The sequence below is a fragment of the Paenibacillus sp. genome (genome assembly GCF_048976745.1).
In the GTDB taxonomy this organism is placed as follows: Bacteria; Bacillota; Bacilli; order Paenibacillales; family Paenibacillaceae; genus Paenibacillus.
In genome coordinates this window covers 106,606-131,654 of record NZ_JBHGUU010000005.1, presented here as the reverse complement: position 1 = coordinate 131,654, position 25,049 = coordinate 106,606, and the positions used below count along the sequence as shown (strand labels likewise).

At 45.1% G+C, this 25,049-nt stretch carries 21 protein-coding genes; 19 read left to right on the top strand and 2 right to left on the bottom strand.

Annotation, left to right across the window (positions count from 1 at the left end):
- Positions 1 to 212: 212 nt before the first annotated feature.
- From ACE3K2_RS04370 to ACE3K2_RS04355, 4 genes are all read left to right on the top strand, one after another.
- Positions 213 to 1,148 (top strand): helix-turn-helix domain-containing protein, encoded by a 936-nt coding sequence (locus tag ACE3K2_RS04370; protein WP_421887164.1) that lies wholly within the window; start codon positions 213 to 215, stop codon positions 1,146 to 1,148.
- A 27-nt stretch (positions 1,149 to 1,175) separates the two neighbouring features.
- The gene (locus ACE3K2_RS04365) at positions 1,176 to 1,664 is read left to right on the top strand and encodes a DinB family protein (protein WP_421887161.1); all 489 of its coding nucleotides are present in this window, start codon (positions 1,176 to 1,178) and stop codon (positions 1,662 to 1,664) included.
- 187 nt (positions 1,665 to 1,851) lie between these two features.
- Positions 1,852 to 2,139 (top strand): hypothetical protein, encoded by a 288-nt coding sequence (locus ACE3K2_RS04360; RefSeq protein WP_421887158.1) that lies wholly within the window; start codon positions 1,852 to 1,854, stop codon positions 2,137 to 2,139.
- A 202-nt stretch (positions 2,140 to 2,341) separates the two neighbouring features.
- On the top strand, positions 2,342 to 2,911 hold the full coding sequence (locus tag ACE3K2_RS04355) for a GNAT family N-acetyltransferase (protein ID WP_421887154.1): 570 nt from the start codon (positions 2,342 to 2,344) through the stop codon (positions 2,909 to 2,911).
- Here the strand turns inward: ACE3K2_RS04355 and ACE3K2_RS04350 are convergent.
- Complete coding sequence (locus ACE3K2_RS04350) at positions 2,898 to 4,145, bottom strand: hypothetical protein (protein ID WP_421887151.1); 1,248 nt, start codon at positions 4,143 to 4,145, stop codon at positions 2,898 to 2,900. The genes ACE3K2_RS04355 and ACE3K2_RS04350 overlap by 14 nt on opposite strands.
- 14 nt (positions 4,146 to 4,159) lie before the next feature.
- Positions 4,160 to 4,510, bottom strand: coding sequence for a hypothetical protein (locus ACE3K2_RS04345; protein WP_421887148.1), 351 nt, complete (start codon positions 4,508 to 4,510; stop codon positions 4,160 to 4,162).
- Between the two features lie 422 nt (positions 4,511 to 4,932).
- Here ACE3K2_RS04345 and ACE3K2_RS04340 point away from each other — a divergent pair, with 422 nt between their 5' ends.
- From ACE3K2_RS04340 to ACE3K2_RS04270, 15 genes are all read left to right on the top strand, one after another.
- Positions 4,933 to 5,064 carry a subtilosin A family bacteriocin gene (locus tag ACE3K2_RS04340; RefSeq protein WP_253431705.1) on the top strand — a complete coding sequence of 44 codons (132 nt, stop codon included), beginning with the start codon at positions 4,933 to 4,935 and terminating at the stop codon, positions 5,062 to 5,064.
- 155 nt (positions 5,065 to 5,219) lie between these two features.
- A complete protein-coding gene (locus ACE3K2_RS04335) occupies positions 5,220 to 6,491 on the top strand; it encodes a radical SAM protein (RefSeq protein ID WP_421888333.1) in 1,272 nt (423 codons plus the stop codon).
- A 20-nt stretch (positions 6,492 to 6,511) separates the two neighbouring features.
- A complete protein-coding gene (locus tag ACE3K2_RS04330) occupies positions 6,512 to 6,673 on the top strand; it encodes an antibiotic biosynthesis protein AlbB (protein ID WP_421887145.1) in 162 nt (53 codons plus the stop codon).
- Complete coding sequence (locus ACE3K2_RS04325) at positions 6,670 to 7,386, top strand: ATP-binding cassette domain-containing protein (protein WP_253431715.1); 717 nt, start codon at positions 6,670 to 6,672, stop codon at positions 7,384 to 7,386. The genes ACE3K2_RS04330 and ACE3K2_RS04325 overlap by 4 nt, the downstream gene beginning before the upstream one ends.
- The gene (locus ACE3K2_RS04320; protein ID WP_421887142.1) at positions 7,376 to 8,680 is read left to right on the top strand and encodes an ABC-2 transporter permease; all 1,305 of its coding nucleotides are present in this window, start codon (positions 7,376 to 7,378) and stop codon (positions 8,678 to 8,680) included. The genes ACE3K2_RS04325 and ACE3K2_RS04320 overlap by 11 nt, the downstream gene beginning before the upstream one ends.
- The gene (locus ACE3K2_RS04315) at positions 8,670 to 9,929 is read left to right on the top strand and encodes a hypothetical protein (protein WP_421887139.1); all 1,260 of its coding nucleotides are present in this window, start codon (positions 8,670 to 8,672) and stop codon (positions 9,927 to 9,929) included. The genes ACE3K2_RS04320 and ACE3K2_RS04315 overlap by 11 nt, the downstream gene beginning before the upstream one ends.
- A complete protein-coding gene (locus ACE3K2_RS04310; protein ID WP_421887137.1) occupies positions 9,929 to 11,164 on the top strand; it encodes a hypothetical protein in 1,236 nt (411 codons plus the stop codon). The genes ACE3K2_RS04315 and ACE3K2_RS04310 overlap by 1 nt, the downstream gene beginning before the upstream one ends.
- Positions 11,161 to 11,865 (top strand): hypothetical protein, encoded by a 705-nt coding sequence (locus ACE3K2_RS04305; RefSeq protein WP_421887135.1) that lies wholly within the window; start codon positions 11,161 to 11,163, stop codon positions 11,863 to 11,865. The genes ACE3K2_RS04310 and ACE3K2_RS04305 overlap by 4 nt, the downstream gene beginning before the upstream one ends.
- Positions 11,866 to 12,112: 247 nt before the next feature.
- Positions 12,113 to 12,964 carry a rhamnulose-1-phosphate aldolase gene (gene rhaD, locus ACE3K2_RS04300; protein ID WP_421887132.1) on the top strand — a complete coding sequence of 284 codons (852 nt, stop codon included), beginning with the start codon at positions 12,113 to 12,115 and terminating at the stop codon, positions 12,962 to 12,964.
- Between the two features lie 324 nt (positions 12,965 to 13,288).
- Positions 13,289 to 15,106: an APC family permease gene (locus tag ACE3K2_RS04295; RefSeq protein ID WP_421887129.1), complete on the top strand. Its 1,818-nt coding sequence runs from the start codon at positions 13,289 to 13,291 to the stop codon at positions 15,104 to 15,106.
- 344 nt (positions 15,107 to 15,450) lie between these two features.
- A complete protein-coding gene (locus ACE3K2_RS04290) occupies positions 15,451 to 16,413 on the top strand; it encodes a carbohydrate ABC transporter permease (protein ID WP_421887126.1) in 963 nt (320 codons plus the stop codon).
- Positions 16,410 to 17,231 carry a carbohydrate ABC transporter permease gene (locus tag ACE3K2_RS04285; protein WP_421887123.1) on the top strand — a complete coding sequence of 274 codons (822 nt, stop codon included), beginning with the start codon at positions 16,410 to 16,412 and terminating at the stop codon, positions 17,229 to 17,231. Before ACE3K2_RS04290 ends, ACE3K2_RS04285 begins: the two co-directional genes overlap by 4 nt.
- Positions 17,232 to 17,607: 376 nt before the next feature.
- Complete coding sequence (locus tag ACE3K2_RS04280) at positions 17,608 to 18,966, top strand: ABC transporter substrate-binding protein (RefSeq protein ID WP_421887120.1); 1,359 nt, start codon at positions 17,608 to 17,610, stop codon at positions 18,964 to 18,966.
- Positions 18,967 to 19,395: 429 nt separating this feature from the next.
- Positions 19,396 to 24,549, top strand: coding sequence for a 5'-nucleotidase C-terminal domain-containing protein (locus tag ACE3K2_RS04275; protein WP_421887117.1), 5,154 nt, complete (start codon positions 19,396 to 19,398; stop codon positions 24,547 to 24,549).
- A gap of 137 nt (positions 24,550 to 24,686) precedes the next feature.
- Positions 24,687 to 24,899, top strand: a complete 213-nt coding sequence (locus tag ACE3K2_RS04270; RefSeq protein WP_047842001.1) for an immunity 17 family protein — start codon at positions 24,687 to 24,689, stop codon at positions 24,897 to 24,899.
- Positions 24,900 to 25,049: the final 150 nt, after the last annotated feature.

Here is a 25,049-nt window from a genome sequence, read left to right as displayed (position 1 = left end):
AATTGATGTTCTTTTCATCCCAATTTCAGTTTCTATTAAGGTTACGAAGGTAAGATAAGTCTTGTAAACCCCTTCTCGTGTTAAATAGATGTGTGACTGGCCCTATCGGATTGTCCTCCGGTAGGGCACTTTTTTTCTTCATTTATTCGGTTGATGGTATGATAGATGAATACATAATGTGTAACCAACTCTAGTGATCGGAGGATTGCATCGTGGATCACAGCTTGCACCCGTTGTTTAAGCCGATTCAGATGAATGGGACGTATTCTAACAGTTATTATGTTGAGAAAATACCCGCTCCCGGCTTAATGGCTTATGTAGCCTGTTATTGGGAATCAGGATCTCTTCCATACACAGATGAGAAGGGTGTTGTGGGAGAAGGCCAAGAGCCATCGGTGAAGACTGTACCTGCCCGGGTATTACCGGATGGTTGCACGGATATGCTGATTACATACGACCCGGTCTGTTCCGTGCATACCTATGCTTACTGTGGCAATTATACACAGCCGTTCATTGTACCTGAGCCATCCGATGAGGGTCTCCCCGCTGGAGATTACACCTTTGGTGTCCGGTTCTTTCCAGGTGGAGCGCATGTCTTCCATGGCATGCCTCTGGAGTGGTTTACGGATAAGCGAATTGCTCTTCAGGAATGTTGGCCGGAGAGGCTGAACGAGCTTCAGGAGCGGATGGCTGAAACCAATAGTTTTGCAGAACGGGTAGAGGTTATGAATGCGTACTTGAGTCCGTTGTCCGTGCAGGCAAGCACATCTGAGAATGATTTGATGAAAAATGTGCTGCACCGCATCTTTGTGGATGGGGGACGTCTGAGTGTCCAGGAGCTGGCGATGCGTGAAGTGATCAGTGAGCGGCAGCTGCATCGCAAGTTCTTGACATGGGTTGGAATCAGCCCTAAGCGATTCAGTGAGGTGGTTCGTTTTCATCGTGTACTGGGCGATATTCATCAGGGGAACACGGCAGACTGGGCCATGCTAGCCCAGAATCATGGTTTTTTTGACCAAGCCCATCTGATTCGGCAATTTCGCAAGTTTTATGGAGAGACTCCGTTGACGGCAGCCAGAGAGCATGGCAGAATGTTGTCCGATTTGTACAATAGATCTATAGCACCTTCAGTTATACTGAAATCGTGAGAATAAAAAATAAGGGAGACATCATATATGAATGGAACATTGCAGATTCGGGATCATTTGTTAACTGAATTGGAAACAGGCGTACGGACGGGGGCTTCATTAATTCGCTTGATCCGTTCGGAGGATTGGGCTTATCGTCCACAGGAGAATATGCGTTCATTGGTGGAGCTTGTACATCATTTTATCCAGATCACCGCATCCGATCTTGCCATTATGCAGGAAAAAGGTGAAGCCGAGGTTGGGCTGGTGGAGAATAGCCTGTCTGGGAACCAGGATATCGAGAAGCTGGAAGCAACGTTATGGAGTAATTTTGAATCCTACAAAGCATATATCACAGGTTTGAGTGAAGAAGATTATTTAAACCGCTCTACCAAAGCTTTCTATATGGAACATGGTCATTTGCAGGCGCAATGGCAGATTGAAACGTTAACACATGTGTTCCATCACCGTTCGCAGCTGTATAACTATCTCAAGCAGCAAGGTCATGAATTAAATTTCTTCATGCTGTATGCGTAAGTAAACTTGTAATATAAAGTAAACTTAGTTGGCTCCATCGGACGCTCCGGTGGGGCTTTTTGCGTACAGTTGTCTATCAATCTATGAAGTCTATTAAAATTGGACATTATGACACTGGTAATTCACCGTTGCTTTACTAGATTTCAAGCATAGAATACCGTATCAAAGCAAAAGGAGGTGATTTCAAATGGCCATCCTTTTACCACAACAGTTTTATGATTTGGCTCCAAGTGTTGGCAAATCCTATTATGAGAATCTGGCTGGAGGAACCAATGCAAGCATTACGGTTAACAACTTTGGTCCGTCCCCAGTCGATTTGGTTGTTACTCGTGTGAATGCACCAGTGATTACGTATTCGATCCCTGCCGGCAACAGCCTTACACTGTCTGTAAACTTGCTGCTCGTAGCTGCGTTATTGACTAGTGCAGCTGGTGCATCTACAGGTACGATTCAAATTGCAACATCTGATTTCTAATGATGTAATGTACTCGTTGAACCTCTGTCGGACATTCTTGTCGACAGGGGTTTTTCTTTTTTTTTGTGGAACCCTCTGGATTGGAGTAAAGTTCAGTGGATTACGGGTTAAAGTTATAAATTTTGTTTACTCCGACGGTCATTCGATTAATTTAGGGTATAGGCGGCACGCAGAATGGTGTTGGCATACAGGAGGTTAGTGGATGATGAACAGAACAATTTTATTTAATACGAAACGGTTGGAATGTGCGACTTGGAACGAAGGGGATCGTGCACTGGCGTTTGCGCTGTGGGGTGATCATGAGGTTGCCAAATGGATTAGCAGTAATGGATCACTGAGTGAGGATGAAGTAGAAGCGAGATTAACACAGGAGATTCAAAGGCAGAAGGAAGTGGGGGTGCAATATTGGCCGTTCTTTGAGAAAGAATCGGAGGTGTTTGTTGGTTGCTGCGGTCTGCGTCCGTATTCGCCAGAAGAGGATATCTATGAACTGGGATTTCATCTAACTAGGGATCACTGGGGGAAAGGGTATGCGCAGGAAGCTGCACAGGCGGTGATTAATTATGCGTTTGACGAAAAGAACGTGAAGGCACTATTTGCCGGACATCATCCGGATAATGAAGTGTCACGTCACATCTTGATCAAGCTGGGATTCGAGTATACAGGTGATGAATGCTATGAACCGACAGGTAAGATGCATCCATCGTATGTGCTACGAAATAAGAAATCCCCGGCCAATGAAGGACAGGGATTGCGTGTTAAGCGATGCTGAATAATACGGTTTTGGTTCCGACAAGTGTAGATCCGCTGTTCACAAAATAATAGTTGGAGGCGGCATCCAGCGTTAAAGGTCCTGTCCAGGTGATCGTCCCAAATTGACTGCTGAATATGCCTGTTGGCGGGACATCACTCAAGGCGAGTGTAACCGTCACATTGCCATTAATCGTGGAATTGGTAATGTGGGAGTATCCTCTGACGTTAATGGTGCTGTCTGAAGCACTATCTACCATCCGTTGAATATTCAAACCGTTATGAATCATCGTGTTGATTCGACTGTGATACAGGTACGTGTTCAGATTACCCATATGACCGGATTGTACAATATTTCCAACAACTCTGGCATTAAGCAATTGGAATTCGATGGTTGTAAACGGGTCACCAACAGCTACATTCTGAAAAGTAACGTTACCACTTATAATGGCACCGTCCGTGTAGTTGGTGTGTGTGCTGACGGACGTGCCGTCATTAAACGTGCCTATAACCGTAACAGGACGAGCATCAAATGCAGGTCCTTGAACCAGATAGACATCTTCTGCAGCCTGGCTAGTCTGGATAGTCACATTACGGGGGATGGAAGAAGCAAAGTTGGCTAGATCAGAGTTGCCCAGTTGCCATGGACCAAGGCCGAGAAGTTGTACATGTCTTGCAGGTGGGATGACAATATCTTCATCAAACGATGAATTACCAGCGATTAGAATAATCAGACGGGCTCTCATGCCAAAAGTGACGGCAAGGGGACTATTTGTAGCAGCATCAATAGCAGCCTGTAGGGAATTGAAGGGATCAAAAGGTGACCCGGTACCCGGTCCTGGAGCGCTGGAATCAGCCCAGTAGATTGTCTGTCCCCACTGGAAGTTGGGAGTTCCACCACCTTCAGCACCCAGCAATTCAGATGTGACCAGTCGATGAGCAGCTACCAATTGCCCGGTGTTACTTTTACCCCACATCGAGATTTCCGTTAGACTCTCAGCCAAACCACCAGTAGTGAAAACAAATTCAAAGCCATTCAGGTTTGCAAAATAATTCTTGGTGAAGACTCCATTGGGGCCAAGTACAATAGATTCCAATACATATAACGTACGTGTTCCATCCAGAACATATCCTTCGATCAGGACATTTGAAGAATTGACTGGATCGGCATTATCAATTCTGATAGTAACTGACTGAGTTGGTCTTGGCCCGGCAAACACAGTATTGTCGATTGGACCTGACGAGATTGTAGCCATTATAATTCCTCCTTTTATAAAGCCATTTCCTCCAAAACAATACGATGTGATGCCACCAGTTGCCCAGTGTTGCTTTTGCCCCACATCGAGATTTCCGTCAATGCGGCTGCTCCCCCACTGGTTGTAAAAACATATTCGAATCCCCCTAGATTGGCATAGTAGGTTTGAGAGAAGACTTGGCCTGGATTCAGATTAACGGATTGCTGCACGTATAAGGTTCGGGTTCCATTCAGAAAATAACCTTCAATGAGTACATTAGACGTATTGATGGAATCGGTGTTGACCATTTTGACGGTGACTTGTTGTGTAGGTCTGCTGCCAACAGAGAGGTTGTTCTCGATCGGGCCTGTGGAAAGGACTGCCATAGGGTCATCTCCTTTTTTAGAATGTCTTTTCCTGAGAAAAGCTAGAATAATATATGCTAGATTTGACAAAAGAGTTTGGACAGAGAGACATATGTATAGAAAGTAAGCAAGGAAGTCATTGAATCACCGACCTCGGGGGATATATGTTTTCATGCTTTTTTTATTTCGCTTTCAGCTTCTATTAAGGTAGCAGAGGTATCATAACTCTTGTAAACCCCTTCTCGTGTTAAATAGATGTGTGACTGACCCCACCGGACGCCGGCGGGGTATTTTTTTGTGAACTAAGTCATCTGTTGCAATAAAAAGTATATAAATGTAAATTAAATGTGATTAATGTCATTATTTAGTTTTATTTTCCATATTATAATAAGATCACATCAAAGATTTACATACTATACAAATTCAAAGGAGCTGAATGAGCAATGGAAAAAGCAATTATTGTGGCAAACAAAGGTTGTGCAGCATGTTCGATCGGTGCAGCGTGTTTAATTGATGGTCCTTTGCCTGATTTTGAAATTTTGGGGATTACAGGAACATTTGGTCTGGTAGGTTAATTCAGTGTTGAGTGTGGACAAGTTGTAGGCAAAAAGGGGCATAGTGATATGCTCCTTTACTGCTATTATCCATTGTAAAGGTGGGGTTTGTCTTGATCTATCAATATCCGCATTTAAGTGCAAAGGTGAGATTACATCAGTTGCCCACAGGAGGCATGATTGAAGTCAATCACATGAATGCCAATGCTGACGGCAATGATCTGGAATATATGGATCTGAATCAGACTGCCTATGAGTTATGTTCACAATTTTGTGGAATTCAAACCGCAGAGCAGGTTCTCGAATCCCAATGCAGTAAATATGGTGAGAACAAGGAAGACCACAGAGACTGGTATGAAGATATGTTGCAAATGTTAACCGGGAAACAAATTGTCGAGTGGAGTGATGCACCTTTCCAGTGGGACATCATCACCAGTGGTACAAATCTCTATCCGACTCCCCTTCATGCCACAATTGAGATTACCCACAAATGCAACCTGAGGTGTGAGCACTGTTATTTGGAGGCTTCACCAGAGGCAGAGGGAATCATGAGTCTGACTTCTTTCAAAAATTTATGTAATCAGTTGTATGAGCGAGGCGTACTCACGTTGGAGATTACTGGGGGAGAGGTGTTTGTGCATCCAGAAATACGTGAAATGCTTGAATACGCCCTAGGCAAATTCAAGAAGATTGGATTGCTGACGAATGGTACACTTCTCAAAAATGAGATTTTGGAATTATTGGATAAATATAAAAATAAGATTATAATTGGGATATCTTTGGATAGTGTCCATCCCCAAACACATGATCAGTTTAGAGGGCGTAAAGGTGCATTTGAACGAACATGCAAGACAATTCAACTTCTGGCAGGACGACAATTATATGTACGGGTAGGGATGTCCATCCATCCAGGGAACATGTGGGAGCTTAAAGAGATGGCTTTTCTGGTCAAGGAATTGGGTGCTGCTGCATTTTCGTATAACTGGGTGGATGATTTTGGTCGAGGCAAACATATGATGCTGGAGAAGAACAGGGAAGAGTACAGAAAGTTCATTGATTATGAACAGGAATTAATTGAGGAATTCCGTGGCTTGATTCCTGTGGTCCCCTATGAGAGAAAAGCGACGTCTAACTGCGGGGCAGGCTGGCGCTCCGTTCTGATTGATCCCAACGGGAATATCCGACCCTGCGCCCTGTTTCCAAAAGAGTTCTCCCTAGGGAACATATTTAAACAAACATATGAAGAAATTTTTGATTCGAAGCTTGTTCATACGCTGTGGAAAGTGCAATCTCCCCGATTTAGCGACGCCTGTCAAAAGGAGTGCCCGTCCCGCGGATATTGTGGCGGTTGCTATCTGAAAGGAATCCATTCCAATGCCAAGCAAGAAACAAGCTGTCATTGGATTACGGATAACAACCTTGAAACAGTTGTAGTGGCAATGAGATAACAGCAGAGGGAGTGTAAACGATGAAACCGGAACAGAAAAAAGTGGTGATGCTCTTAGTTGCTCTTGTTTTTATCGCTGGAGGAGTGGTGTATACCGTAAAAGGTGACTATTGGTTCGGCATTCTTTTTGTTTTAATAGGGTTGCTTTTTGGGATGCGTGGGTTTAGGGGCAAAAAAGAATGATTGTGGATCTAAGCAAAGTGAGTGCCTGGTATACCCCGGGTGTTCCGGTATTGGAGGAAGTGGATTGGGTACTGAAGCCAGGCAAAATTTATGGTTTGCTTGGCATGAATGGTGCGGGTAAAACGACGCTGCTGCATGTACTGACAGGCCTTCACTCCCGTTTTAGTGGCGATTGTTTTGTTGGCGGTTGTAAACTGGATTCTCAGTCCTCTGCCGATAAGCTGAATTTTTCTAAAAAGCAACGTTATTTTGCCCCGGATGCACCACAATTGTTTGAAGAGATGACGGCTTTTCAATACATGGATTTTGTTACTCGAATCTATAAAAAGGCTTGGAACAAAGCTTATTTTCACGAATTGGTTCACCTATTTCGTTTCACAGAATACGTTGATCGCACGATTGGTGAGCTATCTTTGGGGAATCGCCAAAAAACCGCCCTAATAACCGGATTTTTAGTGGAGCCACCTCTGTACATACTGGATGAACCCTTGAATGGTCTGGACATTGAATCCATTGATTCGTTGGAGCAACAGATGAAAGTTTACACAAGCAATGGAGGGACGGTGATTTTTTCCTCTCATTTATTAGAGATGGTAGAACGCTTCTGTGATGAAGCTTTTATCCTCAATGCTAAACGAATTCAGGCCCGGATTGATCTGAACGAAGGGGAAGATCTGAGGGGCAAACTAAGGCAAGTGATTCATGATGGATAATACGATCTGGAAGCATGTATTCACTGTGATTTGGCTCCGCTTCTATGGCAAGTATCAGTGGAGGGATTGGGCGCGGACATGGATCGGTTTGCTTATACTGATCGGGTTCGAATTCTATCTGATCCTTCATGCGAATCTTACGGGTGAGCTGCTTACCGCAAGATTTATAGGCTTGGCTGTCATTGCGAGCAATGGATACATGACATTGATGATGACGGGGGCACAGTGGAAGGAACAATGGATGGAGCGGTTTCGTGAGCTTCCTGTGGATGGTCGGACTTTTTGGATATCATGGACCGTTTTTTGTTTTATCGATTATTCACTACGAAGAACGATCTTTTTTTATCTGTTTCCATTGTTTCTGTTCATTAACGGACAAGTCGAATGGTTTCAAGCTGGGGTATGGATGGCCACCTTTGCTGTCTTCACCTGGTACGGTATCACTGCGGGTAGTGTCATGAGCACATGGGGGCTCCAGCGTCAGGGCTTGCGGTGTGGGTTGCATGGAGTGATCGCTGTTCTTATGGCTGCGGTCGTACTATGGTCTTCACAATGGGCAATAGGAGCCTGCCTGTTATATATCGTCTGGTGTTGGTGGCATGAGTTTCCGCTTATGTTGCGTCATTCAGTGTATCGACAGGGTTCAAAGGCCAAACCGGAGAAGAATCCGTTATCCGTATCATTTTATAAACGCGAGTGGAAGCGCTTTTTGACCTCACCGATGATGCTTGTGAACTGGATGGTGTTTGTGGCTTTTGTTTTGTTCTTTACCTATCAATTTTTGCAATCGGGTTTTCGTGAGGCGCAGATCTTAATGATAGGTTCCTGCTTTTTTTTACTTTTGAGCTCACCTATTGCCTTATTATTTTCGATTGAAAAAAAAGTTCGTCTATTATTGTTGTCCCTGCCATTATCGCGAAAAAGAGTGTTTTGGAGTAAGTACCGATTTTATATTGGTTTGCTGATGGGCGGATTTCTGATCATTCTATGTTTTATGTCGGTTGTTTACTCAATTCGCCCTGGATGGAAGCTGACGCTGGAGTGTTTGTTGCTCTTGGCTGTTTGTGGGGGCATTCGATTAAAGGCGGACGAACTTAGGCCCAATCTGTCATGGGTCAATGAGCAAAAGCTATGGAGCGGGTACGGAAAATATCGCTCTGTTGTCTATTGTCTCCCAGTTCTGGCTGTAGCTTTACTGCCCTCATATTGGGGCTTAATTCTCGTGCCACTGATCGGTGCGGTCGTGTACTTGACTGCATTACGCCGAAAAAACGGGGGGTTTTATGATGCGTAATATGGAAGGAACATCCATCGTATCACCTGACAGTTATGTGATGAATACAACACAATATGCAACGATATCACTAAGTATAAGTAGACAAAATCCAATTAAGAATGACAAAGGTTTCGAGCAAACCCAACTGTTTTTTTATATCTTGGGCCAATTGCGCAAACAGCAGCTCGCTCAAAAATATGGCGGGCTCTTTGGTCAAGCCTTTATGTACTCCACCGGAGTTTATTTTGGAGGGAGAAACCATGTATGGGGGCTAAGGATTCCCGATGCGAGGTATTTGGACCTTGGGGAGGAGCTGATTGGACGCCTGCTGGCAGAGCTCTTATCTTTAGATGCAGATTGTTCTCCTTCGGAAGAAGTAAGGCTGTGGGAACAGGCCAGAGGAAATTTGATTCAGCGGGTGGAACGAATATTCAATGATCCCTTTTTATACGCTGCATCTCGTTATCTTGAATATGTAACAGGTGCGACGGAGTCAGGAACGGGTGTACAGGGGAGTTATGAAATCTATTCAGCGCTAAGTTACGTGGAATGGTCAGAGCATAAAAGGACAGCGATGCATAACATGCAACAATTCCGCACCAATATCACTCTTCTGGGGGATTTATCCCAGGCAGACGCTGAGACTGTTTCCCAATTGAGTCAAGATGATCATCGGACTGAACAAATGTCTGGGTACATTAATAAGCAGTTTCAGACTCCTTCCGTTCCAGCTGCGCAGGAATGGAAGGAGTCTACAAAGCTAATTCAGAATCAAACCATTATCATTGGCGGCTTCCGATGCAACAATAAGCACGGATTTAAAGATCATATTTATGCAAAAATGCTGGATGGCTGGATGGGGAAATATGGAGATCCTTACTTGCTTCAAACTTTGCGTTCGGCTCCAGTATCGGCTTATCATGCGGGAAGTCGTTATGATATGATGACAGGCATCTGGCTTATCTCAGCCTGCGTCCGTTCAGGGATGGAGAGGAATGCAGCTAAGATCATAAAACACTGTCTGGAACAACAAGTGCTTACATCGTCGCGGCTTGAAACGATTAAAAAGGGATTGATCGAGGAACTCATGTTTATATTGGATAAACCGGAAGGCAGAATGGCCTATGGCCCGATTATGAGAACGTATAACATACAAGTTAGTGATATTTTTCACTTGGTGAACGAAGTGACATCTGCTCAATTACAGCGATTTGTAGATAAACAAGTGCAGTTTGGCGGAGTTTACTGGTTAAAGGGGGGGCGTTGATGAAGCTGAAACGTTTCTTTCATGAGGCAGACAGTAAAATGACCGAGGAGATGTATGCTGATGGACTCCGAGTGTGTCGTATTGATATGTCCACTTCGGGCTTCACATTGCTCAATTTACAGGTGAATTGTGGTGCGAAAGATAGTTTTGATCCTTCCCGGAATAGATCCATTCCTTACGGAGCAGCGCATTTTGTGGAGCATCTTTTTTTCTGGGATCGGGGGATAAGCCTCTACGAAAAATATGCGGATAGGTACACGTTGATGAATGCGTTCACGACCTTTCTGCATACGCACTATTTATGTATATCTAAACCGGATAATGTTTACGAGAACGCGCTGATGTTATATATACAGGCGACAAGGAATGTGTGGGATTTTACACGGTTTGAAGACGAGACTGCACTCATTCTGAGCGAAATTGAGACTGCATTTATGCAGTCGGGCATATCCAGACTGTACCATCTGTTGGCAGGTATGTATCCCGACCATGCTTATTCGATCTATCCGGCTGGAAGGGATGTGGATATTCGTTCCATGGCAGTTCCTCAGTTAAAGGATATGATACACCGCTTCTATCAGCCTAGCAACATGATCATGTTTGTTCTGGGCAATCAGAATCATAGTCGTAAGGGTAAGGGGAGACCACTCCCATGGATTGAACAAGAGCCGATGAACAAAGGGAAAGAGAGTGCAATAAATATCCACTTTAAACCGATGGTGGCCAAAAGTTTTTCCTGTACATTTCTGCCCGAAAACGTCAGGTATGAGACATGGATTGGTGTGGTGTTCCCAGGTCCGTCTGCGGAGGCTACCTCCCATGAGTATTTGCGGTATGCAGTTCGGCTTGAACTGTTTGCTGCACTTTTGCGTCAGAAGAGTGAGGAGCAGTTTGAATGCAGTTGGTGTTCTGAAGCGGGCATTCATCATCTCATCCTCATAAGTCGCAATGTGGAGCCCTATGGGCAGCTCAGGCAGCTTTTACTCCAAATCAGCAAGGTTATGGATGATGAACAGGTGGGGCAGATCAAAGAAAATCTGCTTATCAAAATGATCTATGATTGGGACTATCCTTCCAGATGGTTGGAGCATGTCAAACGAATATGTAATGCCGATAGCACGTTCACAGATTTTTACCAAGCTGTCCAGATGGTAGATGCTCAGGAGTTGTCCACTTTTGCAGTATATATGGAAAGGGAGCTTGATCAGATCACAGTCGAGGCGGTTGTCTCATGAAAAGGATAAGTGGAACGATCCGGTTGGTATTGGGCACAACCATTGGATTAGGTATTTTGTATGGGACGGGGGTAAGCACAGCCCTTTTAAATGCGGTTGCTTCCAGCTTGAACAGGATTAACAACCCTTGGATATCCGTTCTTCTGCTGGCTGTGTGTTCATTTGTCATATTGTATCCCAGCTTGGCTTATATGAAACGTACCTTTGGAGCGATGAACCGCATGAACGCCGAATGGTCATCTATTCAAAAAAAACATATGGAATGTTGTCAGGATTCCGAAGCAGAGCACTGTGAAGCATACAATGCTGAGGTTACAGAACTAAGGCAGCGATACCAGACGTTAAGTTCATCTCGGATTCTAAAGGTGCTGTTGGTTCAGGTTATTCTCTTTGGCGCATTTCTTGGCATTGCGAGCCGAATTCGACAGTCGGAAACAGGGGAAAGAACGTGGGACGCCTTACCTTGGTCCATATCATGGCTTCTTACTCTTATTGTCCTTGTCTCTATGATCTGGATCATGCGCGGGTGGCTGATAAAGCTATGGCATCGGGGAAAATGGATTGCTATAGCGATATCTCTCGTATTGATAACGATTTGTCTGAAACTTTCTTTTGCTGAGCAGTTGTATCTATTGTTATGGTTTGCTTTGCAGATGTTATATGATTATTATGCTACATTTCGTGGCAGACATGTTGCTTAGTTCTAACTAGGGAATACCTCCGTCAATTCGATGGAATGCATAGAAGTGTGACTGACCCCGCCGGATGCCGGTGGGTATTTTTTTGTTCTATTTTCAAATAAACAAAAATAAACAAAAACAAATAAAAGAATATTTCTTTGGTTTTTATTGACTAACAAAGATAAACAAAGGTATAATGAATGTGAAAAAAGGAACTTACCTTGTACGTGGCAAGCCATATTATTTTTAATATAAGGAGAGATTGATCATGAACGTGACCCTTACGAATGACACAACACAGGCTGCAGGTTTCCATATTCCATTTGTTCGTGAGATGGCGGAAATTACACAGCATATGTGGAAAAATGGATGGGATGAGCGTAATGGGGGTAATGTCAGCTATCTGCTGGAGGAAGAGGAGGTTGCCCAATATATCGATATCCATCATGTGATTCGCAAGATCAAACCGGCATTTTCGGTGCAAGAGCTGGCCGGCAAGTATTTTATCGTAACTGCATCGGGCAAATATTTCAAAAATGTACTCGCTGATCCCGAGAGTAATCTGGGGTTGCTGCGTGTATCACAAGATGGTCAGGAGCTGGAAGTGCTCTGGGGATTGAAGTCGGGGGCAAACCCAACAAGTGAGTTGCCTACACATTTCATGAGCCATATTGAACGTTTGAAGCTGGACCCGAACCACCGGGTTGTCATGCACAACCATGCTACTCATGTATTGGCCATGACATTTATCCACGAATTGGATGAGGCAAAATTTACGAAGACCCTCTGGCAGATGTGCACGGAGTGTGTAGTTGTATTCCCGGATGGAATTGGCATTATCCCATGGATGATTCCTGGATCGAACGAGATTGGCCGCGAAACGGCTGAGAAAATGAAAGAATACCACGCGGTCATCTGGCCGCAACATGGTATCTTTGGAACAGGCACAACGATTGACGAGGCTTTTGGTTTGATTGAGACCATTGAGAAGGCAGCCCAGGTGTATATGCTGGTTGCTGGTCACGAGATTCGCCAGAGAATTACGGATGAACAGCTGACCACACTGGCGCAAGCGTTTGGGGTTACCCCTCGTCCGGGCATACTGGACGTGAAGGTGTAACGAATTAATCCGAGGTTACTAACAATTGAAAGCTTGATATGACGCGTAGTGCTTCTGATTGAGAATAATGATTCGTTATATACAGGAAGTGGTCTTTGGTTCATTGAACCAAAGGCCATTTCCTTTTTTTTGACGAGCAAACGTCATTTTGGTTCAAAAAAGTTCAAATTGCTGAAAAAGGATAGCTTTGTTATCGATTATTGAATCGTAGAATGCATTATCACGCGCTGGCGAAATTCGGGTGAAATGACGTATTGTCAATGGCTCTGCGATTTTGCATAATAACAATGCTTCACAGATGAGAGATGGAAGGAAGTTATGATCATGCTTGGCAAAATGAAGAGAATCTTAATAGGCAAGCCAATGAAATCGGCTGAACTGGATGGAGAAAAATTGGGGAAATGGAAGGCACTCGCCATCCTGTCCTCAGATGCCCTATCGTCCGTTGCCTACGGTACGGAACAGATTTTGCTGGTGCTCGTTGCGGCCGGATTCGCCGCCCTGTGGTACTCTGTTCCGATTTCGATTGCCGTGCTGGGATTACTCGTCATTTTAATCTTTTCCTATCGCCAGACGATATTTGCTTATCCAACAGGGGGCGGCGCTTATATCGTAGCCAAGGATAACCTGGGTACAACATCCAGTCTGATTGCCGGAGGATCTCTGCTGGTCGATTATATTCTGACCGTTGCGGTAAGTTCGTCCGCAGGCACGGATGCGATTACGTCGGCTTTTCCTATGCTGCATGATTACAGTGTTGTGATTGCACTCATTATGATTATTTTTCTAACCATTATGAATTTGCGGGGAGTGACGGAGTCGGCGTCTGTGCTGGCGATCCCCATCTATCTGTTTATCTTTTCGATTGCCATTCTGATTATCTCGGGCGGAGTGAAATTTCTTGCCGGGGGGATGGAAGCAGCTGCACCTGAATTCGGAACAAGTTTATCCCATGTGAGTATGTTTCTGTTATTAAAAGCATTCAGCTCCGGATGTTCGGCCTTGACTGGCGTGGAAGCGGTAAGTAACGCGATCCCGAACTTCAAGCAGCCTGCCGAGAAAAATGCCGCGGGTACATTACTGCTTATGGGTTGTATATTGGGAGCGATGTTCATCGGCATCACCTTACTGGCTTATGGGTACGGAGTGAAGCCTGATCCCAAAGCAACGGTCATTTCCCAGATTGCTGAAGCGACATTTGGCAGGGGCACGATGTATTTTATCATCCAGGGTGTAACAGCTCTGATCCTGTTCCTGGCAGCCAACACAGCGTATTCGGCTTTTCCGCTGTTATCCTTCATGATGGCAAAGGATAAATACATGCCGCATGCATTTATGGTCAGAGGAGACCGCCTTGGGTTCTCAAACGGGATCATTTTCCTCAGTGTGATGTCTGCGCTGCTGGTGGTTGGATTCAAAGGAAATACGGAAAGCCTGATTCCGCTCTATGCGGTAGGGGTGTTCATTCCATTTACCCTGTCACAGCTCGGTATGATGATTCGCTGGATCAAAGTCAAGCCGTCTGGCTGGCAGATGAAGTTGCTGGTCAATACGGTCGGTATGCTGACTACATTGTCGATTACGCTGATCTTTATTTTCACCAAGTTCACGCAGACATGGGTCATCTTTATCTTTTTGCCAGTCGTTGTTTATGTGTTCATGCGTATACACCGGCACTATTGCAACATTGCTGATGAGCTGCGGATTGATATTCAGGTCGATAAACCAGCCCAAAAAGGCAATACGATAGTCATTCCTGTTGCAGGCATTACCCGGGTTGTCATGAATACGATTAGTTACGCCCAGACGATGTCGGATCACGTGGTCGCGCTGTACATTGGATTTGATGATGAGGCCATACGCAAGATGGAGCAGAAGTGGGAAGAGTGGAATCCGGGTGTTCGTCTGGTCGTGATCAAATCGAGATACCGCAGCATTATGGGTCCGCTGAAGAAGTTCATTGATACCGTAGAGTGGAAAACGGCCGAGACCGATCACATCACCGTATTGATTCCGCAATTCATCACCAAGCACTGGTGGCAAAATGTACTGCACAACCAGACCAGCTTCATGATTCGGGCCTATCTGATCAATTACAAAGACGTGATTGTCACCACGGTGCCTTATCATCTTAATCGTTAACTGTAACGGTTAATCGCTTCACCTCGTGTGGAAGATTTACAGATTATTGTAAAATGAGTCGTGTTCTTTAACAGACAAACGTTCATATTCCATTTACACATCGAACCGCAGGGATATCTCCAAAAAGGGGAGTTCTTGCGGTTTTTTTGTCATGGGATCCGGTCTGGATACCGCTTTCGAATGGATGCACATTTACGTAAAGTCGCTTGTCCATGATTAACGTTACGTTGATTCAGAATGAATTTTGCTGTGACATTTGACGCTTACACTAGATAACGTGGTGCTGAAGTGGATACAACAATTCACACACACTGAATGCGTGAAACAAGGGGGAAGAAAATCCGATGAGTGAGCTTGATAACCGGATCAGCTTGCCCGCCGCCAAACGGCGCGTATCCGGTACGAGTGAGCGCCGGACAGCCTCGCTGCGTATGCAGCGAATGCGGGAGAATATGCTGGCCTATGGTTTCCTGGCACCATCGCTGCTTTTGTTTGCAGTGTTTCTGTTTTACCCGATGTTTAAGTCCGTGTACCTCAGTCTGCATTCCACAGATCCAACGGGACAGATTGCGGCTTACGTGGGGCTGGATAACTTCAAGGCGGTGTTCCAATCGGGACTGTTTATGCAAGGCATGAAAGTGACGTTACTATTTGTTCTGTTTACAGTACCCACAGGTATGCTGGCTGCTCTGATTCTGGCTGCACTGACTCACAACCGATTCAAGGGAATGCGTGTATTCCAGTTTGTGTTCTCTCTGCCCGTGGTGTTATCCGTTGGTTCATCAGCGGTCATCTGGAAGTTTCTCTTCCATCCGACCCTGGGCATGTTGAATTATCTGCTTGGCAAAGTAGGCATCGATCCAATTCCCTGGCTCACCAGTCCGGACTGGGCATTGATCTCAATCTCCATCATGACGATCTGGATGAACCTTGGATTCAACTACATTATTTTATCCAGTGGTCTAGCGGGTATCCCGGATGAAATCTACGAGAGCGCCAAGATTGACGGCGCAGGACCATTGCTGACGTTTCGCAAAATCTCGATGCCACTACTCTCACCAACGTTATTTTTTGTTACGGTCGTATCGATCATTGGCGCTTTTCAATCATTCGGTCAGATCAACATTTTAACCCGGGGTGGCCCGATGGACAGTACAAACGTGTTCGTTTATTCCATCTATCAGGAAGCCTTCGTTAATTTCCGCTTTGGTACAGGTAGTGCACAGGCGCTGATCCTGTTCGTGGTGATTATGCTGCTGACCCTGATCCAGTTCAAATGGGTAGAAAGGAAAGTGCATTACCAATGAGTGCAACATGGACCAAAATGCTGTTGTATGGATTACTGACGATCTGTGCAGCGCTTGTACTGTATCCGGTGATGTACACCTTTTTCATGGCTGTGATGACACCGGAAGATGCGAGCGCTTATCCGCCGCTTATCATTCCGCATTCCATCGATCTGTCCAACTTCAGTGAGGTATTTGACATTGTTCCGATCGGTCGATTTATCGGCAATACCTTCCTTGTTGCAGGACTGACAACACTTGGTCAATTGATTACAGCGAGTATGGCAGCCTATGCTTTTGCGAAAATGCAGTTCAAAGGCAAAAACGTCATCTTCAGCATGTTTGTCGCAACCATGATGATTCCATGGGAAGTGACGATGATCCCCAACTACCTGACGGTTCGCAGCTGGGGTTGGCTGGATAGTTACCAAGGGCTTATGGTGCCTTTTCTGGCAACGGCGTTTGGTACATTCCTGCTAAGACAGTTCTTCATGCAATTGCCCAAGGAACTGTTCGAGGCAGCGAGGATCGATGGTTGTGGTCATATTCGCTATTTCATATCACATGTCTTGCCTTTGTCCCGTCCGGCACTTGGAACACTGGCAATCTATTCATTCTTAAGCATGTACAATTCATATCTCTGGCCGCTGCTGGTGACAAATACACCGGAAATGAGAACCGCACAGATCGGAATCTCGATGCTGGAGTTCCAGGAATCCACAGCATGGAATCTGGTTTTTGCCGGAACAGCAATGGTTATTCTGCCATCCTTACTATTATTGATTTTCGGGTTGAAACAGCTTGTTCGCGGAATGGCCGCAGGCGCGCTGAAGGGGTAAGGAGTAAGGTTTTAAAACTATTTAATTGAAGTGTCATCGCTGAAGGTTTTGATCTAAAGATACTGATTTAAAGGTTTTGAATTAAATCTTGTATCTTCGTACAAGGTCTACGGTTTTAGATACTAGGAGCGAATAAAATGAGGCTCGTGCTTCAAATAAAAGGTTGAAATGAACGACGGTAGTAGTGGAGGGGACGAAATCGATTCTGAAGACGCAAAGCGTTCGCCTTTATCCCCGGATTTCCCCCTTTGAAAGGGAATGAAAGAAATCCGGGGATAACAGCGATCAAAAGAACGATTCGTAACCGTAACGGCCACAACGCGTTATCCTCAAGATTTTATTGTACGCGAGCCATATAAAAGGAGAGCGATTTCGTTTGAAAAAAAGAGGAACATTTGCATTCATGCTGGCTGCACTCATGTTGGTCATCTCCGCTTGCGGAACAAAAGCTGAAACGAGCAGCACGGCAAGTGGCGCTCAAGCAGAAGCAGCCGCTGCGGAAACAACACAATTGACGTGGTGGCACTCCATGTCTGGCGCGGGGGAGAAAGCCATTAATCAACTCGCTTCTGATTTTAACGCCAGCCATCCGGACATTCAGGTGAAGCCCATCTATCAAGGGAAGTATGATGAGAGTCTGAACAAACTCAAAGCATCGATGGGCTCAGACAGCGGTCCTGACATTATCCAGGTCTACGAGATCGGCAGCAAGTTCATGATCGATTCGGGCATGATTACGCCAGTGCAGCAGTTCATCGACAAGGATCAGTTCGACCTGTCCCAACTGGAGCCAAACATCATCCGATACTATACGATCGATGGCAAATTGAACGCCATGCCGTTTAACACATCGAACCCGATCCTGTACTACAACAAGGATATGTTCAAAGCAGCAGGTCTGGACCCGGAGAACCCGCCAAAGACGTATGAAGAGTTTGAGCAAGCGGCAAAAGCACTCGCAAAAGACGGTAAGCCAGGTGCATCCATGGCGATCTATGGCTGGTTTATGGAACAGTTCTTTGCAAACCAGAATGCAGATTATGTAAACAATGGAAACGGAAGAACTGAAGCAGCTACAGAGTCTCTGCTGAACTCCGAAGCTGGAGTGAAGACATTAACGTGGTGGAAAAAGATGATCGACGAGAAAACCCTCTCCAATCTGGGACGTAGCACAGACGATACAACAGCAGCATTTACCGCTCAGCAAATCGGGATGACCCTGGATTCCACGGCTGGCCTGCGTAAAATCGTGGAAGGTTCAGGTGGCAAGTTTGAACTGGGAACAGGCTTCCTGCCTCGTCCAGCAGATGCCAAAGAAGGCGGCGTTGTAGTGGGTGGAGCGAGCTTGTACATCATGAACAACAAATCGGAAGCACAACAGCAAGCGGCATGGGAATTCATCAAGTACTTGGCTACACCAGAGGTACAAGCGAATTGGAGTGTTGCGACAGGATACTTCCCTATTACGACAGCAGCTTACAATGAGCAAGTATTAAAGGATAATATGGCGAAGTACCCGCAATTCCAGACAGCAGTCGATCAATTGCACGCTTCCGCGGATTCGACAGCAACATCCGGGGCATTAATGGGTGTTTTCCCTGAAGCGAGACAACTTGTCGAAGGAGCGATTGAAACGGTCCTGAATGGACAAGGTACACCACAAGAAGCATTGGATGCAGCAGCCAAACAAATTACAGACAAAATTGCGCAATATAACAGTACGGTGAAGAAATAACTGTAGGCTAATATCAAAGTAAAGATGCGGCGATCAATCCTGATCGTCGCATTGTTATGCCTGTTGCTTGAAATTCTATAAGGCGTAAGTCTGATTTATCTTGAGAAGGGATAGGAAGATGCTGTGAATAAATGTCGAAATCCTAAACGATTTATATCTTTTATGTTAGTTTATATGACGCTAATAGTTTAATGTGCACATGGATGTGACTCAAAAAGATCAAAAAGACATGATTTCGATCTGAAATTAGTCCTATTTAGCTTTGGATAATAGAAAGTGAATGATTTATGTTGCGTATGTGTTCTATTTTCTATCATAAAAAAGAAATATTGTTTACATAAATCTGTTATTCAGTTATCTTATATTTGAACTAATGTACAAGCTGTCTGAACAAATGATTGCCAAGTTGAAAACATGGGGGTAGGACGAATGAACAACAAGCAAGTGAAACGTTGGGCACAAGGGTTTCTGGTTTTCGTTCTTGTCGTTACAGGTGCGGCACCAATAGGTGGATTAAGTACCACCGCATACGCTGATGAGGAAAATGTAGTAACGGAACAGGCACAAACAAGTGAACAGGAGACCTCTATACCGGATGCTGTTTCAACGGAAGAGTCGTCAGATCTCGAGGGAACAGAGTCGCCGAGCAACGAGGATGGTGTTCTTGATGGAACTGAAAGTGAGGAACCAGCAGAGACGGATAAATCAGAAGTGCAGGAAGCAGAAGGGACTGGAATCATATCCATTGCTGATGCAAGAGTCCTTGCACCAAATACAAATGTAGCCGTTTCAGGTGTCGTAACGTACAGTGAACTCTCCGGAGAATTCACGAATTATTATATTCAAGACGAAGAAGCTGGCATTGTAGTCCGAGCGAAGAATCAAGTTGACGTGGGGGATCGCATTGAAGTGTATGGTCCAATTACGCACTACAGCGGACTCGTCCAGATTGAGAAGGATAAGTCAGGTTTCACCGAAGGATACATGAAGGTAACTGAGCAAAATGTAACACTTCCCGGACCCAAAAAGATGGTGTCCACAGACTTTGTCAGACCAGCAGACCAAAGTAACAAAGGTCCGGGTGAAAAGTATGAGGGAATGTTTGTCGAAGTAAGAGATATTCAGGTAACACGTGGTAGTAGTTCGACATTCTACGCTACGGATAGTCATGGTGCTGAGATTACGATTTATGCCAAAAACTCGCCTACCGCGCTAACTGTCGGCAAAACCTACGAATATGTGCAAGGTGTTCTGACCTTCAACAGTAATTACGGTTTAGAGATTTTGCCTAGAACAGCCGCAGATGTTGTAGAAAATAGCCTGTCTGTGATGGCAAGTGTTCCATCTGGCGGGATTCCCCGAAACAATGAAGTCACATTAACCTCTCCAGCCAAGGGTGCGATTGTACATTACACAATGGATAATACAGAGCCTACTTCTTCTTCCACCCTGTATAGTAGTCCAATAGTGATTGATCAAGACATCGTAATCAAGGCTGTTGCCATTCTTAATGGACAATCCAGTGCAGTGTACACCTTTACGTATCAAGTACTTCCTGATAAAGAAAACTTGCGTATCCATGATATTCAGGGCGCAGGACATACCTCTGTTTTTAACGGATACGATGTTAAGGATATCGAAGGGATTGTTACTTCTGTCAGTACAAGCAGTTTTTACATGCAAGAGCTCCCGGGTGAGATTGACGATGATGTTCGAACCTCCGAAGCCATTCAGGTATATAAACCGAGTCATGGGGTTATTGTTGGCAACCAGGTGAAGGTATCCGGCAAAGTTACGGAATATGGGGCGGTTAACGAATTAACCACCACGCAAATTACGGCAAATACCATTGTAAAAGTGTTAGATAAGATCGATTTACCTGCACCTGTGAAGTTGGGTGTCAATGGACGAATCATTCCAACAGTGATTGACTCGGATTCTTTTGCAGAATTTAATCCCGATACGGATGCTATAGACTTCTATGAAAGTCTGGAAGGCATGCGTGTTGAACTGGAAAAGCCTGAAATAATAGGTCCATACTCCAGTCAACCGGGTCTGGCCGTCGTTGTGGATAATGGTGAGAACAATCCACTTCGCACGCCTAATGGTGGTGTTATTCTGACCGATAACAAGAAAGGTGTAAATGAGAGTGATCTCAATCCGCAGCGTCTGTTTATCGGCAAGAAACCTTCCAAAGCAGTAAAAACAGGTGACAAATTGGATGGTAATGTAATCGGCGTAATGACTTACTCAAGCGGCAATTTCAAGGTGAGTCCTGAAGGGAATTTGCCAGCAGTCATCTCGGGAATAACCAAGCAAGCGACTGCTTCCATTGAGAAAGCAGCAGATAAACTGACCATTGCTACGTTTAATGTGGAGAACTTCAGCAAAAAAGATGCAACACGAGCCAATAAAATCGGTAAAATTATCGTGGATAATCTGAAGATGCCAGACATCATTGGCATTATGGAAGTTCAGGATAACGATGGCGATGCCGACACAGGTACTACAGCAGCTAATGAGAGTTTTCAGACTCTAATTGATGCAATCAAAGCGAACAACGGACCAACATATCGATACAGTGAGATATCTCCGGAAAATAACAAGGATGGCGGAGCACCAGGTGCCAATATTCGTGTAGGATTTCTGTATCAACCGACCCGTGTATCGTTGGCTACTGGTATCGGAAAAGGAAATGCGACAACAGCGATCACAGTCAAAGCAGATGGCAGTCTCTCCAATAATCCGGGTCGTATTGCACCAGGAGATGAGGCGTTCGCGAGCTCCCGCAAACCGCTTGCCGCTGAATTCGAATTCAATGGTGAACGTGTAGTGGTGATTGCCAACCACTTCAATTCCAAAGGCGGAGACCTGAAACCTTTTGGAAGCATCCAACCTGCGACTCGGAGCAGTGAAGTTCAACGGGCGAAACAAGCTGCATTGGTGAATGGATTTGTGAAAGAGTTACTGAACAAAGACCCTGAGGTAAATGTCACTGTTCTCGGTGATTTCAATGACTTCCAATTCTCAAACACATTGAACATTGTCGAAGGTAATGAACTGGACAATCTGGTAAACGAACTACCAGAGAACCAACGCTACTCCTACATCTATGACGGCAACTCTCAGACACTGGATCACATACTGGTGAGCAAAAACCTGACGGAGACGGCAGCCATCGAAGTGGTACATGTGAATTCCGATTTTGAGACAGCGGATGGACGAGTGAGCGATCATGATCCACTACTCGCACAGTTGAGTATTGGAGATCCAGTGGAGGAAGGGAGCTTCAACCTGCGTGTATTGCACACGAACGATACCCATGCGCATCTGGATAATATCCCGCGCCGTTTAACGGCAATCAAGGAAGCACGCAATGATAATACCCTGGTGCTGGATGCTGGGGACGTATTCTCGGGTACATTGTACTTTAATCTGTTTAACGGTCTGGCTGATCTGGAATTCATGAACATGATCGGATATGATGCCATGACTTTTGGTAATCATGAGTTTGATAAAGGTCCAAGTGCACTGAAAGCATTTATTGAAAAAGCAGAGTTCCCGTTTGTGAGTGCCAATATTGACTATTCAAAAGATGCGAATTTAAGTGGTTTGTACAACAATCACATCGGGAATCCGGGTGAGAAAGCCAAAATCTATCCGGCAATTATTACGGTAGTGAATGGTGAGCGAGTCGGTATTTTTGGACTGACAACACCAGACACAGTATCTCTTTCTTCACCAGGGGATGACTTGAAGTTTGCGGATTACAAAGCAAGTGCACAGGCAACTGTAGAGATGCTGCAAAATGAAGGTATCAATAAAATTATTGCATTGACTCACCTGGGCTACTCAGAGGATCTCAAATTGGCTGAAGCCGTGGAAGGAATCGATATTGTGGTAGGTGGTCATTCACACACCATTCTGAACGCACCCGTTTTGGTGGATACCCATGCGGACCCAACTTTGGTTGTGCAGACTGGAGAATATGACGTGTCTCTTGGTCAATTGGATGTTACGTTTGATGAAGCAGGGGTATTGAAAAAGTGGAACGGCAAATTGCTGAGTCTGGATGCCAAAGATGCAAACGGCCAATTCGTCTATGCTGATGATATGGAAGCCGCAAACAAGCTGAAAGAATATGCGCCTCAGCTGGAACAGTTCAAGAAAACGGTTATTGGTAAAACAAATGTCTTCCTGGATGGAGAACGGGGCACTGTGCGGAAACAGGAAACCAATCTAGGAAATCTGATGACAGACGGCATGCTGGAGAAAGTGAAATCCATTGTGCAGGAGAATGATGTCAAAGGATACGTCGCGATCCAGAATGGCGGTGGCATTCGAGCTTCATTCCAGACAGGGGATATTACGCTGGGCAATCTCCTGACTGTGATGCCATTCGGTAATAATCTGTCTGCGTTGAAAATGACAGGCAAGGAAATCACAGCCGCACTGGAAAATGGAGTTAGTGGTGTGGAAACGGGAGAAGGGCGCTTCCCGCAAGTGGCAGGTATGCGGTTCTACTACGATTCCACGAAACCAGGCGAAAAAATTGATGCCACAACCAACACCGTAACTCAAGTTGGTCAACGTGTAGTCAAAGTTCAGATTAAGAATGCAGATGGTACGTACTCGGATATCGATCCGAATGGGTATTATATCGTTGCTACCAATTCATTCATGGCTAACGGTGGAGACTTTTATCGTGCTATGAGAACGGCGAAAGATGATAATCGATTCTACGAATTAAATCTGGTCGATTATGAAATCTTCCATGAACATCTGGACCGTGTAGGTACAGTCGATCAAAAGACGGAAGGACGTAGTACGGATTTGAAGGGAGCATCACTTCCGGGGGATGGTAATGGAAGCAATCCTGGTAATGGTGGCAATAATGGAAGTAATCCGGGCAGTGGTAACAGTGGTGGAGGGTCTACAACACCTACTGAGCCTGTAACTCCAACAACACCAACCAATCCTTCGAACCCAACCACGCCAACTGTTCCTGGTAATGGGGGAGGTACGAATCCAACCCCTCCTGTTGTGGACCTGAAAGATATCGGAAATCACTGGGCGGCGGTTGCCATTGAGCAGGCCATTTCCCGGGGAATTGTGAACGGATATCAGGATGGCAATTTCCGTCCGAATGCACCAGCCACACGTGCTGAATTCATTGTTATGCTGGCAAGAGCATTTGAACTTCCTGCCAGCAACAAGGCTTTGACGTTTAAGGATGCTGCTGGCATACCTGCGTGGGCGCAATCCTTTATTGCTCAGGCAGTGGAGCAAGGTATCATTAGCGGGTATACGGATGATACCTTCCGTTCATCGGGCAAAGTATCCCGTGTAGAGATGACGGTTATGCTCGTCAGAGCACTCGGTCTTCCGGTACAGTCCAATCCGGCACTCAGCTTTGCGGACGCAGATAAAGTACCAACATGGGCTGTTCCATATATCGCTGCTGCTTATGATGCAGGACTGGTAAAGGGAACAGGTCAAAATAGATTTAACCCACTTGCCGAAGCGACACGTGCTGAAGTGGTGACCTTGCTGTTGTCAGCAAGTGAATTGCAAAAGAAATAAAAAGCGTGATATAGACAGACATAATAAACAGCTTGCAGGCTTCCATCTGCGAGCTGTTTTTTTACTAATTAATGCCTGTTAATTTCCACCAAGTGAAGGTATAGTAGACAGGATTAAATTGAAGGAGTGTTGACGAAATGCAGGATCAACCCGTTTTAATTGCACTATTTGCCATAGCGGCAGGAATTTTTAGTTTGCTCGGTGGTATCAACAATTGGGACTGGTTTATGAAGAGCTTCAGAGCAGGGATTTTTGTAAAGACCATTGGACGGCAGGGCGCAAGAGTGGTATATGGTATTCTCGGTGTAGTTATGATTGTCATTGGTGTATTACTGTTACTGATCGGATAGGTATGGGGAAATGATCGAATTCACCAAGTATCATCTACATACAGTGTTCATTAGCGAAAGCGAAGTAAGAGGATATGTGTGCAGAGTCATGAAAAAACGTGTGAATGTTTAAGGTAGCAGTATGCAGTATGACCAAGATTGAATATTAAG